This is a genomic window from Wolbachia endosymbiont (group A) of Pogonocherus hispidulus (assembly GCF_964028195.1).
In the GTDB taxonomy this organism is placed as follows: domain Bacteria; phylum Pseudomonadota; class Alphaproteobacteria; order Rickettsiales; family Anaplasmataceae; genus Wolbachia.
In genome coordinates, this window is sequence record NZ_OZ034750.1 from 932188 (window position 1) to 947309 (window position 15122).

The 15122-nt window shown below is 35.7% G+C and carries 13 protein-coding genes and 1 pseudogene; 7 read left to right on the forward strand and 7 right to left on the reverse strand.

Translation table 11 applies throughout. The features are described 5' to 3' along the window. Window positions 1–11: 11 nt before the first annotated feature. The 3 genes from ABWU58_RS04405 to ABWU58_RS04415 all read right to left on the reverse strand — a co-directional run bounded on the left by ABWU58_RS04405 (window position 12) and on the right by ABWU58_RS04415 (window position 4330). Window positions 12–2018 (reverse strand): AAA family ATPase, encoded by a 2007-nt coding sequence (locus tag ABWU58_RS04405; RefSeq protein ID WP_353282682.1) that lies wholly within the window; start codon window positions 2016–2018, stop codon window positions 12–14. A 15-nt stretch (window positions 2019–2033) separates the two neighbouring features. Continuing rightward, window positions 2034–3083, reverse strand: coding sequence for an AAA family ATPase (locus ABWU58_RS04410; RefSeq protein ID WP_353282683.1), 1050 nt, complete (start codon window positions 3081–3083; stop codon window positions 2034–2036). A 302-nt stretch (window positions 3084–3385) separates the two neighbouring features. Continuing rightward, complete coding sequence (locus ABWU58_RS04415) at window positions 3386–4330, reverse strand: IS110 family transposase (protein ID WP_264336326.1); 945 nt, start codon at window positions 4328–4330, stop codon at window positions 3386–3388. A gap of 221 nt (window positions 4331–4551) precedes the next feature. Here ABWU58_RS04415 and ABWU58_RS04420 point away from each other — a divergent pair. The 5 genes and pseudogenes from ABWU58_RS04420 to ABWU58_RS04440 form a co-directional block, all read left to right on the forward strand. After that, window positions 4552–4926, forward strand: a pseudogene (locus tag ABWU58_RS04420) (phage tail protein); the annotation flags it as partial. Between the two features lie 168 nt (window positions 4927–5094). Beyond that, window positions 5095–5814: an ankyrin repeat domain-containing protein gene (locus ABWU58_RS04425; protein ID WP_353282684.1), complete on the forward strand. Its 720-nt coding sequence runs from the start codon at window positions 5095–5097 to the stop codon at window positions 5812–5814. 25 nt (window positions 5815–5839) lie between these two features. Continuing rightward, on the forward strand, window positions 5840–6328 hold the full coding sequence (locus ABWU58_RS04430; protein ID WP_353282685.1) for an ankyrin repeat domain-containing protein: 489 nt from the start codon (window positions 5840–5842) through the stop codon (window positions 6326–6328). 155 nt (window positions 6329–6483) lie between these two features. Beyond that, window positions 6484–6717: a hypothetical protein gene (locus ABWU58_RS04435; RefSeq protein WP_353282686.1), complete on the forward strand. Its 234-nt coding sequence runs from the start codon at window positions 6484–6486 to the stop codon at window positions 6715–6717. Continuing rightward, complete coding sequence (locus ABWU58_RS04440) at window positions 6632–8254, forward strand: recombinase family protein (protein WP_353282687.1); 1623 nt, start codon at window positions 6632–6634, stop codon at window positions 8252–8254. The genes ABWU58_RS04435 and ABWU58_RS04440 overlap by 86 nt, the downstream gene beginning before the upstream one ends. A 690-nt stretch (window positions 8255–8944) precedes the next feature. Here the strand turns inward: ABWU58_RS04440 and ABWU58_RS04445 are convergent. The 3 genes from ABWU58_RS04445 to ABWU58_RS04455 all read right to left on the reverse strand — a co-directional run bounded on the left by ABWU58_RS04445 (window position 8945) and on the right by ABWU58_RS04455 (window position 11517). Then, the gene (locus ABWU58_RS04445; protein WP_353283721.1) at window positions 8945–9703 is read right to left on the reverse strand and encodes a cytochrome c1; all 759 of its coding nucleotides are present in this window, start codon (window positions 9701–9703) and stop codon (window positions 8945–8947) included. 278 nt (window positions 9704–9981) lie between these two features. Beyond that, entirely contained in the window at window positions 9982–11205 is a 1224-nt protein-coding gene (locus tag ABWU58_RS04450; protein ID WP_353282688.1) for a cytochrome b, read from the reverse strand. Between the two features lie 87 nt (window positions 11206–11292). Beyond that, complete coding sequence (locus ABWU58_RS04455; RefSeq protein ID WP_265015797.1) at window positions 11293–11517, reverse strand: DnaJ domain-containing protein; 225 nt, start codon at window positions 11515–11517, stop codon at window positions 11293–11295. A gap of 196 nt (window positions 11518–11713) precedes the next feature. Between ABWU58_RS04455 and ABWU58_RS04460 the strand changes: the two genes are divergently transcribed. Further along, window positions 11714–12286, forward strand: a complete 573-nt coding sequence (locus ABWU58_RS04460) for a NifU family protein (RefSeq protein ID WP_264731225.1) — start codon at window positions 11714–11716, stop codon at window positions 12284–12286. Continuing rightward, window positions 12283–13509, forward strand: a complete 1227-nt coding sequence (gene hisS, locus ABWU58_RS04465) for a histidine--tRNA ligase (protein ID WP_353282689.1) — start codon at window positions 12283–12285, stop codon at window positions 13507–13509. The genes ABWU58_RS04460 and hisS overlap by 4 nt, the downstream gene beginning before the upstream one ends. Window positions 13510–13529: 20 nt before the next feature. Here hisS and surE read toward each other — a convergent pair whose 3' ends face one another. Continuing rightward, a complete protein-coding gene (gene surE, locus ABWU58_RS04470) occupies window positions 13530–14282 on the reverse strand; it encodes a 5'/3'-nucleotidase SurE (RefSeq protein WP_353282690.1) in 753 nt (250 codons plus the stop codon). Window positions 14283–15122 lie beyond the last annotated feature (840 nt).

The following is a 15122-nucleotide window of genomic DNA, read 5'->3' on the forward strand; positions in this document are numbered from 1 at the left end:
ATTTCCTGATTTTAAAAATTTTCAGCTCCATGAGTAAATTTTCCAACTCCACGTGCAAATGGTCCTGTTTTTACATCAAGCCATTTATCTTCTTTTGAACCATTAACCATTCCTTTAACTATTTGCTTTGCTTGTAAAAGCTCTTGAACTATACGCTCTAGTCTATCCCTTCCCATACTATGAAAAACTTCAGGCAATCTATGTCGTTGTTTATGTATTCCTGCACTTCCTGTATGAGTAAATGGATGTCCTGAACTAGCAGCTCGCGCAATTGAATCAATAAGATATATTTTAAGATCTTTATCGCTAATATTTTGAGCTTTTAATTGTTCAGTAATGTCTTCCAATAGCCCTGTTTCTTCATTTCTTAGGTAAGTACGTATGGTACGATCAGCTAGGCCGTTTGCTTTAACAACTGCTCCATAAAATAAGGCATTTTGTCTTGGAATTTTTCCAACTGACCTAAAAATCATTGGTTTAGTCATATCCTCAACAGGCCAAAAAGCAAAAGAACACCTGACTCCATTTACGAGAGCAGAAGTACCTCGAATAGCATCTCGTGCTTGCTCTACTGTTGATATAGGCTTTTCTCCCTTCAGCTTTCTCATATGATGTGCAGTAATTATTGAAGCTCCAGTGCTACATGCTAAATCAGATAATAAACACATGAGATAATCCCCTACTGCTGGATCAGCATTTAAATCTGCATGAATGAAAGAAGCAAGGGGATCAAATATAATGAGCTTCAAATCTTTTATCTTGCTCAGCTGTTTCACTACAGACTCAAATTCTGGAGATATTTCTACAACTTTACCGCGAACATTCTTAAGTATGGTAAAAGATCCTCCTATATTTGGCAGTGGTACAATAAATAGCCTATCTTTATATTTTAATCTCTCGCATTTTGGATCAAGTCGTTCTAAGCGACGATGTATTTCATTTGTATCATCTTCTGCAGAAAATACCACAACAGATCCGTGTTCAGTAACAAGTTGGCCAAATCCGCATACCTGATCTATGCTAGCTGCAACCTTGAGGGCTAGGTCAAGAAGAAGCATACCTTTGCCTGTATCTCCCATTGCAGCCAAAATAGAGGTTACACCCAAAGGAAATAATCCTTCAACCAAGAATCTTTGCTTTGGTACTGGACCTACAAAACGCTCTACACTCCAGCTGAAAATATCAAGTGGTGGTTTAATAATTATTTTTCTTGAGTTTTTTTCGATAAATTCTTCAATATTTATTCCCTCTAACAGACAATCAGCAGCATCCCAACTCCTTGGTTTATCCGATAGAATCTTAAGCGTAGCAAGTGATGCAACACCAAGTTCTAAAAGTTTCTTTTCAGCGTTTTTAGCATATTTATTACCTGCTTCATCATTGTCTGGCCAAATGATAATATGTTTACCTTTTAGCGGAGTCCAATCTGTTTTATCAATAGGCGCATTTGCTCCAAACATTGCTGTTGTTGCAGTTATTCCTTTCTCTATAAGTGCTTCTGCGCACTTTTCTCCTTCAACCAGAATAACCTTATCGGACTTTAAAATACCTGGAATATTATAGAGTGGCCTTATCTCCGGCTCTTTGAATCTTTGTTTTTTAACATCAAATGGTTTAAATTGTTTTCTCTCTAAAGGAGGATCATAACGGTAGACTATTACAATCAATTGGTTATTTTCATCGTAGTAGTTCCAACTACAAGTCAGGTATTGTTCTAGATCTCTAATATTATTTTTTTCTTTGATGCCAAGCCATTCACTTATTGAGAGCATTACTTCAGGAAATTCTGTTTTCGCATTCTTCCCGTGTACTGTTGCCCAAAGGTCAATAATGTCACCACCTTCTCCTGTTGCAAAATCTTTCCATAATCCGGCTCTTTCACCTGTTAACTCTATTACAGTGCTTTTGCCTTTGTTACCCTGTACATCACCTACATAAAACTTATCGCCACGAAATGTTCCTCTTGGTAGTAGGTGAAAAAGACAAGATCTGATGTTTTGCAGAAGCTGAGTTTTCACGTTTTTGCAGACAAATTAAGCCGTAGCTATAACTTTAGAGTTCTGCCAGCGCCCATTTACTCTGCTAATGAATTTTGCTGGTATTGATTTACCATTTCTTAGCTCATATACTACTTGCAAGACATTTGCACGTTTATTTGGTTGAAACATTACCATACCAGATGTATAAAAGCTTCTTAAAGCATTAGCACCAATTAAAGCTTGAAAAGGACTTTTTGCTAATGTAGCTGTGGATACTTTTCTGGTATGACGTGTGATAATTATTCCAGCTGTAGGATTAATCACAGAACGTAGTCTTTCTATTCTGCTTTGCAGGCCAGAAAATATATTTTCATAGTCAAGAGAATCCAAAACGATAAGGTCTATCATTTTGATATCAAACTTTTCTTTTATAATATCTTTTATTCTCTCTATACCTTCATCATTTAAAGTTAATCTCATCTTTGTAGTAACAATCAAGTTTTCTTCTGCTAGATTTGGCAGCCTTTGATTAGTTATGATTTGTTGTATGCGTTCCCTGATGTAATTGTACTCCATCTCATTTTGCAGATAGATTATTTTTAGTGGCCTTGCTGATTTCATCTTAAGAAACGACACTCCTGCTGCAAGATGTGCAAGCAAAGAGAGAAGAAAATAACTTTTGCCAACCTTTGGAGTACCACCAATAACTAAAAGACCACCTGGAGTGAGAATTCGTGGAGCTATTATATCTTCTGGTATTGGCGATTGATCACTTAAGTACTGCTTTACAGAAAATATTTTTTCTTCTCTTTTCCCCCCCTTTTTTTCTCCACTCTTTGATTTCTTATTGAGCCACTTCCTAGCAGAATATATATCACCTTTAATTAAAACCCAAAGATCAATAATATCACCGCCAGTCCCTTCAGTAAAATTACGCCAATCACCAGCTTCTTTACCTACTATTTTAACTGTAATTGTATTTCCATTTAAGTCTCCAATATAAGTTTTTTCTCGGTAAAACTCACCATTTGGAAGTAGGCAAGAAACACACTCCTTGATATTATCAATCAATAACATCTTTAACTCTTTTTGCTTTTTAGACATAAAATTCCCATACATATTTTTCATACGTGTAAAGTTGAGATTAGCTAGCTCACAATCAACTATGTTTTTTAAAATTTTTTGAATTTAGTTTCATTACAACTTTTGTTTGTAATTTTGTTTTTTATTCGAGTAAAAAGTGCATTTTTGACAATAAAAACCCTAACTTAATCATAGAAAAATTTTGTATCAAACAACAGTTACTGCTTAGATCTTATGGTTAACGAATATGTGTATAAATACTTTAAATGTGTGTAGACGTATTTATCCACATATTCGTTAACCTATTTTCTATGCAGATTTTTTTAATTCACATTGACTGCTTCTTTAAGCCTCGCATTGGCAATTACTATGATTTTACGCATTAGAGCTGTCATAGCCACCATCTTCTTTTTACCTTTACCAACAAGCCTTGAATAGAAGGCACCAAGCGCAGACTTAGACCTTGAAGCAGACATCGCAGCTGTAAAAAGCTTTTCACGAACGTTGCTTCTGCCACCACTTATTCTGCGATAACCAATAGTTTTACCACTTTCTTTCGGATGAGGTGCAACTCCAGCAAGACTTGCAATTTCTCCCCTACTTACATAACCAAGTTCTGGCATTAGACACAGAAAATCTTGAGATAATTTTGCACCTATTCCTGGAACTGTTTTAAGGATTTTTTGGCGCTTTTGTAACTCTGGATTCTCATCAATAATTTTTTGTATGGTATTGTTGAGCTCATCTATCTGGCTATTAAAGAATTCAATAGTTTTCTGACAGCTTTCTTTTATATGGTCGTTTTCAGGTGCTGCAAGCCTAGATTTCTCTTGAGCTCTCATTTTTGTAATGTCATCACGACGTTGACAAAGTGCAACTAAGGTTGTTTGTTCTTTTGACATAGGTGCAAATAGAGATAGAGTACTATAGCGTTCAAACCCATACTGAGCAAGGGCTCTTGCATCTGATTGATCAGACTTTGCTAAAGTTCCATGAGATAGAACAAAGCTTTTTACTTTGCGAGTATTAGCTCGATGTACAGCAATATCTTTATCAACAAGAAAATGTGCTAAGCCAAGCTCATATTTTCCAGTGTTTTCCAGAGTTACTAAAGAATTAGGTAAGATATTTGAAAAATCTTGAAACAATTGTTGCCAGCCAGCAGTATCATTGTCGAATTCGACAGCGTTCTTCTGTTTGTGAACTGCAACAACATTTTTAAATTTTCCGATATCAATGCCAATAAAATTTTGATAAGATGTAATCATAATAACCTCGATTAGTTTTAATTAATTTAAGATTGTAAACGGGTGCATACATATGTCCCATGCAACTATTCAAACGTATCGAGAGATGGGCTAGTGTACCTTGATCCGAACGGTTATAATACCAACAGTTGGTCGGTCGCACACGCCCGTGATAACTCTATTCCTATAGTGAGTAGGGTTATCTTCCCTCTTATCTCCTTTATATCATATTTTTAACTTACAATAGTTGGGATTTAGGAGAAATAAATGCGTGCTTTCCAGTTAGTAGTGTAGAGGAAAGAGGGAATAAATTTGTATTGGGAAGCGATAAACTTTCATGGCAACATTGGAATTTAAAACACAAGCCAATTTTAGAAAGGTTTAGCGTTGCCCATCATTATAAAGCGGAAAACTATACTGATCAGAAGATTACAAAATATGTTTTAGCAGAACACAATGTTTACTATAAAAACGATTTAGATACAGAGCAAAAAGACTCAATACACGAGTTAGAAAAGCACATTTTAGTATTTTACCCGGGAGTATTGAAGTGGCACGAACATCGATATTTGCACAGAAGTTGGAAAAATAGTCAAGTAATATGTCTAATAAGTTAAGTACTTATACTTAGATCCTCATATATTATATTAATAACAGGTTAAAGTATATGAAATAAAAAGAAAAAGACTTGCTTTCTTATGCTAAAAAGGACATGACTTGAATAGCAGCAGGTAAACATAAGAAATTTATCTGGCGCTAGAAAAGCTAATTTTGTGAGGTATGAAATGAGTTTTAGCAAGGAATCTTTTAGTAAGTTTTTTAAAGAAGTATCAAGTAACGGATTTAAAGATATTAATAAAAGAGATGAAAAAGGAGAAACAGTATTGCACCAAGCAGTAGAAATCTCCAATTACAAAACAGTGAGGTTATTAATAAAAAAAGGAGCAGATGTTAATGCAAGAGATAAAAATGGTTATACACCTCTGCACTGTGCAGTATTCGCAAAAAGTTTAGAAAATGTAAAAGTGCTGCTAAGGTCAGGAGCGGAAATAAATGCCACTCAATATGTTAGTGGATGTACGCCACTGCACTCTGCGTGCAAAATAGGAGGAGCAGGAGTTGAAATAATAAAAGAGCTAGTAAAAGCAGGAGCTGAAGTTAATCAACTGAATAAGTATGGTGCAACACCAATGTACTATATCTGGGAAAGTGAAAAGTACTGTCTGTGTGATAGCAAAGAGAGTGAAAAGGCGAGTAAATTTCTGAGAGAAAAAGGTGGAATAACAAAAAGTAGAGAACTGACCTGCTATGGAATAGAGGGACTAGTGGGAAAAATAGCAGACATGTTGAATGGGAGCTACTTACCGGAGTTAAAAATAATAGAGATAGGAGAAATAAGGAAGAAAGATAAGTCACTAATAGAGGAAGAATGTAAAAATTTGGCAAGCAAGATAATGAGCCAAGTGAACGAAATGATAGATGAGGTGGTGAGAAAGAAGGCTTAGGTTTAAAGAAAAGGTGAGGTGGATTATGTTAAAGCTTGGTAAGAAAGAGGCATTTAATAAGTCAGCAAAAGAATTATTAGAGAACTCATATAAAAATATTTATGCAAGAGACGAGAATGGAAGAACAGTTCTACATTATGCAGTAGACGCAAAAACAGTGAGGTTATTAGTTGAAAAAGGAGTAGATGTGAATGCAGCAGATGTAGGAGGACATACAGCACTGCACCTAGCAGTAACGGAGAAACGCCTAGAAACCATGAGAGAATTGATAAAATCAGGAGCGAATGTAAATGCGGAAGAATATGGAAATAAATGCACGCCGCTGCACCTTGCATGTATGGTAGGTAAAAAAGAAATAGTGGAGGAGTTAGTAAAAGCAGGGGCTGAAATAGAGCAAGAAGATAAATTTGGAATGACAGCGATGGATTATGCAAAAAATAGCAAAGATGTAACTGAAGTATTGAAGAAAGAGGTGGACAGAATTGAAAAGTTATTTGAAAAGCGAAGGCAGTAAAGGAAAGAAGTAGATGAAAGGCTGAAATAGAAGATAAAGGGAGTCTTCAATACCAAATTGAATGGATGTAGAAAGCTAATAATTGGTCTTTTTCGCAAGGGTTGATGGAAAAAGGGAGTAGGCAAAGCTCCTAGGAACATTTACAGGAGAAAAACATGCGAGAAAGAACGTTTACTATTCATCGTCATTATGAACCAAGCAAGTTATCAGATAAGTATTTATCAGATGCTTACGGAATACTACTAAAACGATTGATGGAAAGAAAGAAAAAGGAATTTTTAAATAAAAAAGAGGTGGAAAAGAATGACAACAGTGGCCTTATATGCAAGAGTTTCATCGAGGAAACAAGAACAGAACAATACGATAGAGAGCCAAGTTGTAGAGCTTGAGCGTAGAATTGCTACAGATGGGCATAAGTTATTGAATGAGAATAAATTTAAGGACAATGGCTTTAGTGGGTGGAATTTAAAAAGAGAAGGTTTAGATGAATTACGAGATAAAGTAGGAGAAGGTGAAGTGGATAAAATTTACATTCATTCACCTGATCGATTATCAAGGAAATCTTCGCACCAGATGATATTACTTGAAGAGTTTGAGAAAGAGGGAGCAGAAGTAATATTCCTAAACTATAAGACTGAAAATAACCCAGAGTCAAAATTACTATTAGGAGTACAAGGATTAATCTCAGAATACGAATGTGCAAAGATAATGGAAAGAAGTCGAAGGGGAAAGCTCCATGCAGCAAGGAAAGGATGTGTAAGTGTAATGGGAAACGCACCTTATGGATACCGCTATATAAAACATATAATAAGAGAAGAAGCAAAATTTAAAATTGATGAAGAAGAGGCAAAAGTAGTACGTAAGCTGTTTGAGTGGGTAGGTCAAGAAAGAGTGAGCTTAAAAGAAACTACAAGAAGGCTAAAAGAGATGTGTATTACTGCTCCAAAGGGCAGAAGAAATTGGCATGCAGGTACAGTGTGTAGAATGTTGAGGAATCCAGCATACAAAGGACAAGCAGCATTTGGTAAAACGAGTGTAGGTCCAATAAAAAAGGAAATGAGAGCAGTATGGAAGGTGAGGAAAAAAAGCTATTCCGTTTATCAAACTGAGAAAAAGAATTGGATTCATATAGAAATACCAAATATAGTTGAAGAGGAGTTATTTGATATAGTACAAAAGCAGCTATTTGAAAATAAAAAAAGAGCAAGAATGCAGCAAAGTGGAAGAAAATACTTATTACAAGGATTAATGGTATGTCAGTGTTGTAAATACACTTATTATGGAATGAGTAATGTGAAGGGAGGAAGAAGTTACTATCGATGTCCTGGAACAGATGCTAACCGTTTTGGTGGAAATAGGGTATGTAGCAGCAAATCAATACGCGTGGATATACTAGAAGAGGTAGTATGGGAAGAAGTAAAGATGGTACTCAAAGAACCAGAGGCAATGACAAAGGTTAGGCTTGAAAAACACGAGAATAAGCAAGCAAAGGATGAGATTGAAAAACGTGCAGATAAAATAGAACAAGGTATCGAAAGATTAGCTTATGTATATGCGCGAGGACATATAACGAAGGAAAAGTATGATGCAGAAGTTGAAGCAATGGAAAAGGAGTTAAAAGGAATCAGAGAGCAAAAGGAAGAAGTGAGTGATGAAAAGAGGCTAAAGAAGGAATTAGATTTTATCACAAGTAGCATAGAAAGTTTTTCCTCTGAGATTGAATCAGAACTTAATCAAGCAGACTATGAAACTAAACTTGATATAATAAGAAAATTAGTTCAACGCATTGAAATTGATGATGATAACGTACATATAGTGTTTCGATTGAAAGAACTTGCTCTAGAAAGGCAAAAAAAAAGTGTTCAACATTGTATCGAGATTCCAGTGTCAAGCACTGGGATGACAAAAAAAGGAGTACTGGAATGACAGCAGTCCTACGTCATACCGCGATTCATTCGCGGTATCTCAGCCGCTAACTGTTCTCCCTCGTCATACCGTCACGGTATCTCTAGATCCCGCTAACAAGCAGCGGGATGACGATTGTCGTTTAGCTATAAATATTAAGGAATTTACCAAATGAAAAAAAAGGCAAAAGAAGCCCCGTGGTTGGCTAGTTACTTACATTATACTTTCAAGTATGGCGTTTTTTTATTCTAAACGTTTAATAACCGCGATCCAGTTGCTTTTAAGCCGCAACTAATCTAAATTATAAACATTAAGAAATTTACTAAACAGAAAAAAAGGCAAAAGAAACCCTAGGGTAGCTAGTTATTCACTATCCATTTTTTAAGTTGGCGTTTTTTTATGTTTTAAACGCTTTATAAGCGCGTTTCAGCTTATGTAGGTAGAAATTTTATAAAGACATAAGGTGCACATAATGCAAAAAATTAAACATGATACGCCAGATACGTGAGTTTTTTTGTCATTTAATCTGTACAGAGAAGATAAATAAATAGCTTCAGTTTCATGATAAGGGGACTGGCGAAGCTTGTCAAGCAAGTTTTTTCGTTTCTATGTTGTCAGCTACTTGCATGACACCTCTGGGCACTGCCGTCATAAAGGAACCAGTGTTAGCTACTTGGATGACAACCATTGTATTTGAGGCAAAATTGACTATCACTTCTTTTTATAGAGCTTGCTCCAAATTCTATTGTTAGTTAATACAAAAAACACTGTTAAAATTATAAAATACGCCACTACTTTTAATCCAAGTTTATGCCGGCGCTCTAATTCTGGCTCTGCTGTCCATTGTAAAAAATTTATCACATCATACGCCATATTTTCAACTGTGGCTTGTCTTGCACCATCATATTCCACCATTCCTTCAGAAAGTGGGGGCGCCATAGCTAACCTGCCTGTTGGAAAATACGAATTAAAATATAAATCATTTTCATCGTGCTCGCCGTTTTGATAGCCTGTTAACAGTGAATAGACATAATTTGCACCATCATGCCTTGCTTTAATAATTAACGATAAGTCTGGTGGAACTGCACCATTATTGCTTGCTGCAGCTGCTTCTTTTGTATCAAAAGGTGCAATAAAATAATCCGAAGGTATTCCAGGTCTATCGAACATTTCACCCAAATCATTCGGACCATCTTTAACTTGGTAAGAAGCTGCAATCTGTTTTATATCTTCTTCAGAAAAACCAACATCTTGCAAATTACGAAATGCTATCCTATTCATTGAATGACAAGCAGCACAGACTTCTTTATACACTTTATAGCCTCGTTGAATTGACTCTCTATCGAAAGATCCGGTAATTCCATCAAATTTCCAGTCCATTTTTTTATTTGGTGATGGCTTGAATTCTTCTGCAGATGTAAAACTAGATAGGAATAGCATGCAGAAGATTGCAAATACATTAGATCCCATGCATAACCACTGTTTTAGTAAATTTCGAATTGATGTCATGCAAGTAGCTGACACTGGAATCCAGCTTATTTCATCACTGACATTATGGTTATCGTGCACTCCTAGAATCTGTTGTCCATTGCATGATTTGTAAGTATTTTTATATCTGGATCCCAGTGTCAAGCACTGGGATGACAACGGAAGATAGTGGAATGACACTGTGTGTTGTATACAACGTTCATACAGTTGTGAAGCTGGGATGACAGAGAATTTTGTAAGAGATCTGCTTTGAGTTGACATCACCTCATCTCCGGCACAGAATCACTTAAGGTTTTTGGTGGTTCTTTTGGCTTTTCATACTTACTAAGCAGTGGTAAAATTATCACAAAGTATGCAAAGTAATAAAGAGTGGATAGCCTACTCATAGTGATGTAAGGCTCTTTCACCTCTTGTCCTCCAAGCCAGGCAAGAAGTGCAAAATTTATTGCAAAAACCCAAAAAAATCTTTTGAACACTGGGCGATAAGCACCACTTTTAACTTTTGATCTATCAAGCCAAGGTAACAAAAACCACACTAAAATAGACGCAAACATGGTAAGCACACCAGTAAGTTTCTCTGGAATCGAACGTAGCATTGCATAAAAAGGTAAAAAATACCACTCTGGCACTATATGCACCGGAGTGACCATAGAATCAGCTTCTATATAATTGTCTGGATGTCCAAGATAATTAGGAGCATAGAAAACAAATGCAAACAAAACTACAAAAAACAGACCAAAAGTTATGCAATCCTTGACTATATAATAAGGATAGAGAGGAATGGTATCCTTATCTGATTTTACCTCCACTCCACTTGGGTTACCAGAGCCAAACCTATGCAGAGCTATCACATGAAGCATAGCTAAAGCAATAATAACAAAAGGCAGAAGATAATGCAGAGCGAAAAAACGGTTAAGTGTTGGGTTATCCACTGAAAAACCACCCCATAACCATATAACTATTTTATTGCCAATTAAAGGTATAGCAGAAAATAAGTTGGTTATAACTGTTGCACCCCAGAAACTCATTTGTCCCCAGGGAAGAACATATCCCATAAAGGCAGTTGCCATCATTGCAAAAAATATAAATATACCAACAAACCACACCATCTCTCGTGGCCTCTTGTAAGATCCGTAATATAACCCACGCATTATATGAACATAGACTACCATAAAGAAGAGCGATGCCCCGACAGCATGAGTGTAGCGTATCAGCCATCCATAGTTCACGTCACGCATTATGCGCTCTACACTATTAAACGCATAATCAACATGTGGAGTATAGTGCATAGCAAGAAATATGCCTGTTATTATTTGTAAAATCAGCGCTATACCAGCCAAAGAGCCAAAGTTCCAAGCATAATTTAAGTTTTTTGGCACCTGATAAGAAGCAATGTGTTTCAAAAAAGAAAATATAGGCAATCTATATTCTATCCATCCTAATATGCCTTTTTCCTCTTCTATCGTTGTTTTTTTTTTCTGCATAACTTAAAGCTTTCTCTACCTTTAACTCATTTTATTGTAGCAACTTATCCTTTATGCACAATAAAAAGTTTAAAGCGATATTAATTACTACCTCTTCAGCAATCTATCACGTGCTGCGTTTAATTTTTGTGCAAAATATTCCGAGCCTCCCTTATCTGGGTGAACTAATTTCATTAAATTTTGATATGCTTTATTGATTTCATTTTGACTTGCCTCAGGATTCAGCCCCAGTATCTTTAATGCTTCATCTTTGGACATGTTGTCACCAGTGTAATTTTCAGTATAACTTCTACTGCTATTAAATTCGTTCAAAAACTTACTCAATATAGAGTTCATCATGAAACTTATGTTATTTTTTTTTGTCAGGAAAAGAAAAAATACAACAACGCTAGGCAAAATAAATATAATTACTATGAATACTAAAAAAAGAAAAAAGATGAATGACATGTATATTTTTTTATCATTTTATGATTAAATAGTAACAATTATAATTGTCATGGTAAATAACATGTTCATCCAGATTGAAGAAACACCAAATCCAAACACACTGAAATTTCTCCCTGGATTTGCAATTCTAAACGAAGGAGAAACGGCTGATTTTTCAAATGCAGATGAAATAAAAAACTCCAAGTTAGCAGCAAATCTTTTTCAAATAGAACATGTGGTAAGAGTGTTTTTTGGTCATGATTTTATTTCAGTAACAAAATTGGGTGGAATTAATTGGGATACATTAAAAGTAGAAATTTTAACTACAATCATGGATCACTTTACTTCAGGTGGGAAAGCACTAGATAAAGAAGGAGTAAATGATAATAATATACCGGATGAAGAATTTTTTGATAAAAATGATATAGAAATTGTAAATAGAATAAAAGAATTGATGGAAAGTTATATCAAACCTGCAGTTGCTCAAGATGGTGGCGATATCAAATTTCGTGGCTATAAAGACGGGATAGTTTATGTTGAGCTACAAGGAGCTTGCTCTGGATGCCCAAGTGCTGCAATTACTTTAAAGCAAGGAGTGCAGAATATGCTGAGCTACCACATACCAGAGGTTGCAGGTATAGAGACCACACTATGACTAATCAAACGGTTAGAGGAACAAAAGATCTCCTGTTTGATGAATGGTACAAGTTTAAACACATAGAGCAAACAGCAAGCAGAATCTCAAGTCTATATGGCTTTTTGCCTGCTCAAACTCCGATATTTGAATATACGGAAGTTTTCACAAAGACTTTAGGTGATAGCTCAGACATCATCACTAAAGAGATGTACACCTTTAATGATAAAGGGGGAAAGAGCATAACTTTACGTCCTGAGTTCACTGCAGCAGTTGTCAGGCTACTCATTGAAAAAAAACTGCAAACGCCGATAAAATTATTTTCAACAGGGCCTGCATTTCGCTATGAAAGACCGCAAAAGGGAAGACAAAGGCAATTTCATCAGATAAATTTTGAGGTTTTTGGCATAGAAGATCCAAAAGCTGATATTGAATTGATATCACTCGCTCGGCACTTACTAACTGAATTTGGCATCAATAAAAATGTAAAGCTGGAAATCAACTCTTTAGGTGATAGTGAAACAATAACTAAGTATAGAGAAGCTTTGATCTTATACTTTACAAAGTATCAAAACGATCTATCAGAAGATAGCAAAAATAGGTTGATCAAAAATCCACTCAGAATACTGGATTCTAAGGATGAGAAAGATAGATTAATAATTTCTGATGCGCCTAAAATCAGTGATCACTATACAAAAGAATCTTCATATTTCTTTGACCAGGTGTTAAATGGACTGCAAGCTCTTGGCATACCTTACACTGTAAATAGCAAATTAGTTCGAGGTCTAGACTATTATTGTCACACAGTATTTGAATTTGTCACAGAAGATTTAGGTGCACAAGGGGCAGTTTTTGCCGGTGGAAGATACGATAATCTAGTATCTTCAGTAGGTGGAAAACACACTCCAGCGATAGGATTTGCAGGAGGTATTGAACGCATAATGGAGTTAATCAATTATTCTCCGAAAGAAGAGCGACCTATTTACCTAATTCCGATCGGCAGAGAGGCTGATGAACATGCTCTAACACTTGCGAATGAATTGCGCAGAAATGGTTTATATGTAGTCTACGAATATAGCGGAGCACTTAAAAACCGAATGAAAAAAGCAAATCAAGCAAATGCTAAAGCTGCTTTAATCTTTGGCGATGAAGAATTGAGTAGTAAAACTTTAAAGATTAAAAACATGGATACAGGTGAAGAAAAAATAATTGCTCGCGATAACACAATAGAAAACATCAATTAGGAGCAATGCAAATGTTTTTCTTAGTCAGCTATAGAAGAAAATTCGTCTGCACAAGAATTTTTCATAGCATTCAATGTATCATAATCTGTAAAATCTAATTTTACTGGTGTGATAGTAATAAATCCTTCTTTTATTTTATTTACACTACCACTGCCTGAGTGCTCTCGAGACCAATTTAAGCTAAAAGAGCCATTCGAATTTTCAGTAAAAGTTAAATCCCCATCAATGTTATATTCACCTTGTTCAGCAAATTCTACTCCTTTTACTTTTTCCGTAGCAGGAAAATTTACACTCATTACTATGTTTTTAGGCCAACCAACCTTAACTAGCTTGGCAATAACCTTTGGTGCAAAAACCTTTGTATTGTGCCAGTCTATTTTATCATGATAAACTTGGCTCAGCGCAATAGAAGGTATAGACCTTGCAGCACCTTCCATTACAGCACCAATTGTTCCTGAATAACAAATATCGTCCCCGACATTTGATCCAATATTTACTCCGGACAATATTAAGTCTGGTTTTTTATTCATAACTTTATTTAGCGCAATAATGACACAATCTGCAGGAGTACCAGACACACTAAATTCCCTTTCACTATGTTGGTTTATTCCAATAGATTGTTTCACTGGATAATCAAGAGATCTTGCAGCCCCGCTTCTATCAGTATCTGGTGCCACTATCCATATTTCTGATGCAAAATTCCGTGCAATCTCTTTGAGTAATTTTATTCCTTCACTTCCAAAGCCATCATCGTTTGTTATCAATATTATCATATACAATACTCAGCTATACAGTTCCAAATTATGTAAATCACTGACTGTAAATAAACTCATAAGGCTTTAGGCTTCTTTGCATAACTACGAACTGTAACAAAGAACCTGCTGTAAATCAATAGATTTCTTGCACAGGCCATAACTGTCATTACAATAGAAACGAAAAAACCTACTTGACAAACTTCGCCAGTCCTCTTACCATGGTAGTGGAGTTATTCATTTAGCTTCAATCTGTGCAGATTAAAACGACAAAAAAGTATTATAATTGGCGTCTTATATTCGATTTTTTGCACTATGTGCACCCTATGTCTTCACAACATTTTTAGGTTTTTACCTATACAAGCTGAAACGGGCTTATAAAGCGTTTAAGACAGTAGAGAACGCCAGTTTGCAGGATTAGAGAGTAAGCACTATCTAACACGGGACTTTTTTGCCTTTTTTTCTGCTTAGTAAATTTCTTAAACATTTATGACTAAAGGTTAGTTGCAATAAAAAGCAACTGAGTGGCGGTTATTAAACGTTTAAAACATAAAAAAACGCCAATGTTTTTAAATAGATATTGACCGGGGCTTCTTTTGCCTTTTTTTTCATTTGGTAAATTTCTTAAATATTTATAGCTAAACGACAACCGTCATCCCGCTGCTTGTTAGCGGGATCTAGAGATACCGCGAATGAATCGCGGTATGACGTAGAGCTCGCGTTAGCTATACTTTTATGCTTACCAACTTTAAAATTCCTGGATCCCAGTGTCTGGGCACTGGGATGACACCCCACTGGTGGCCCACACTACAATGTTCGTACAGTTATGAAATGAATCGCGGTATGACGTGTTGCTTGGGT

Excerpts from the sequence above, each read along its gene's own strand:
- ABWU58_RS04410 (WP_353282683.1), bottom strand. The coding sequence starts at position 3,083 with ATGTCTAAAAAGCAAAAAGAGTTAAAGATGTTATTGATTGATAATATC.
- ABWU58_RS04415 (WP_264336326.1), bottom strand. The coding sequence starts at position 4,330 with ATGATTACATCTTATCAAAATTTTATTGGCATTGATATCGGAAAATTT.
- ABWU58_RS04425 (WP_353282684.1), top strand. The coding sequence starts at position 5,095 with ATGAGTTTTAGCAAGGAATCTTTTAGTAAGTTTTTTAAAGAAGTATCA.
- ABWU58_RS04430 (WP_353282685.1), top strand. The coding sequence starts at position 5,840 with ATGTTAAAGCTTGGTAAGAAAGAGGCATTTAATAAGTCAGCAAAAGAA.
- ABWU58_RS04435 (WP_353282686.1), top strand. The coding sequence starts at position 6,484 with ATGCGAGAAAGAACGTTTACTATTCATCGTCATTATGAACCAAGCAAG.
- ABWU58_RS04440 (WP_353282687.1), top strand. The coding sequence starts at position 6,632 with ATGACAACAGTGGCCTTATATGCAAGAGTTTCATCGAGGAAACAAGAA.
- ABWU58_RS04445 (WP_353283721.1), bottom strand. The coding sequence starts at position 9,703 with ATGGGATCTAATGTATTTGCAATCTTCTGCATGCTATTCCTATCTAGT.
- ABWU58_RS04450 (WP_353282688.1), bottom strand. The coding sequence starts at position 11,205 with ATGCAGAAAAAAAAAACAACGATAGAAGAGGAAAAAGGCATATTAGGA.
- ABWU58_RS04460 (WP_264731225.1), top strand. The coding sequence starts at position 11,714 with ATGTTCATCCAGATTGAAGAAACACCAAATCCAAACACACTGAAATTT.
- hisS (WP_353282689.1), top strand. The coding sequence starts at position 12,283 with ATGACTAATCAAACGGTTAGAGGAACAAAAGATCTCCTGTTTGATGAA.
- surE (WP_353282690.1), bottom strand. The coding sequence starts at position 14,282 with ATGATAATATTGATAACAAACGATGATGGCTTTGGAAGTGAAGGAATA.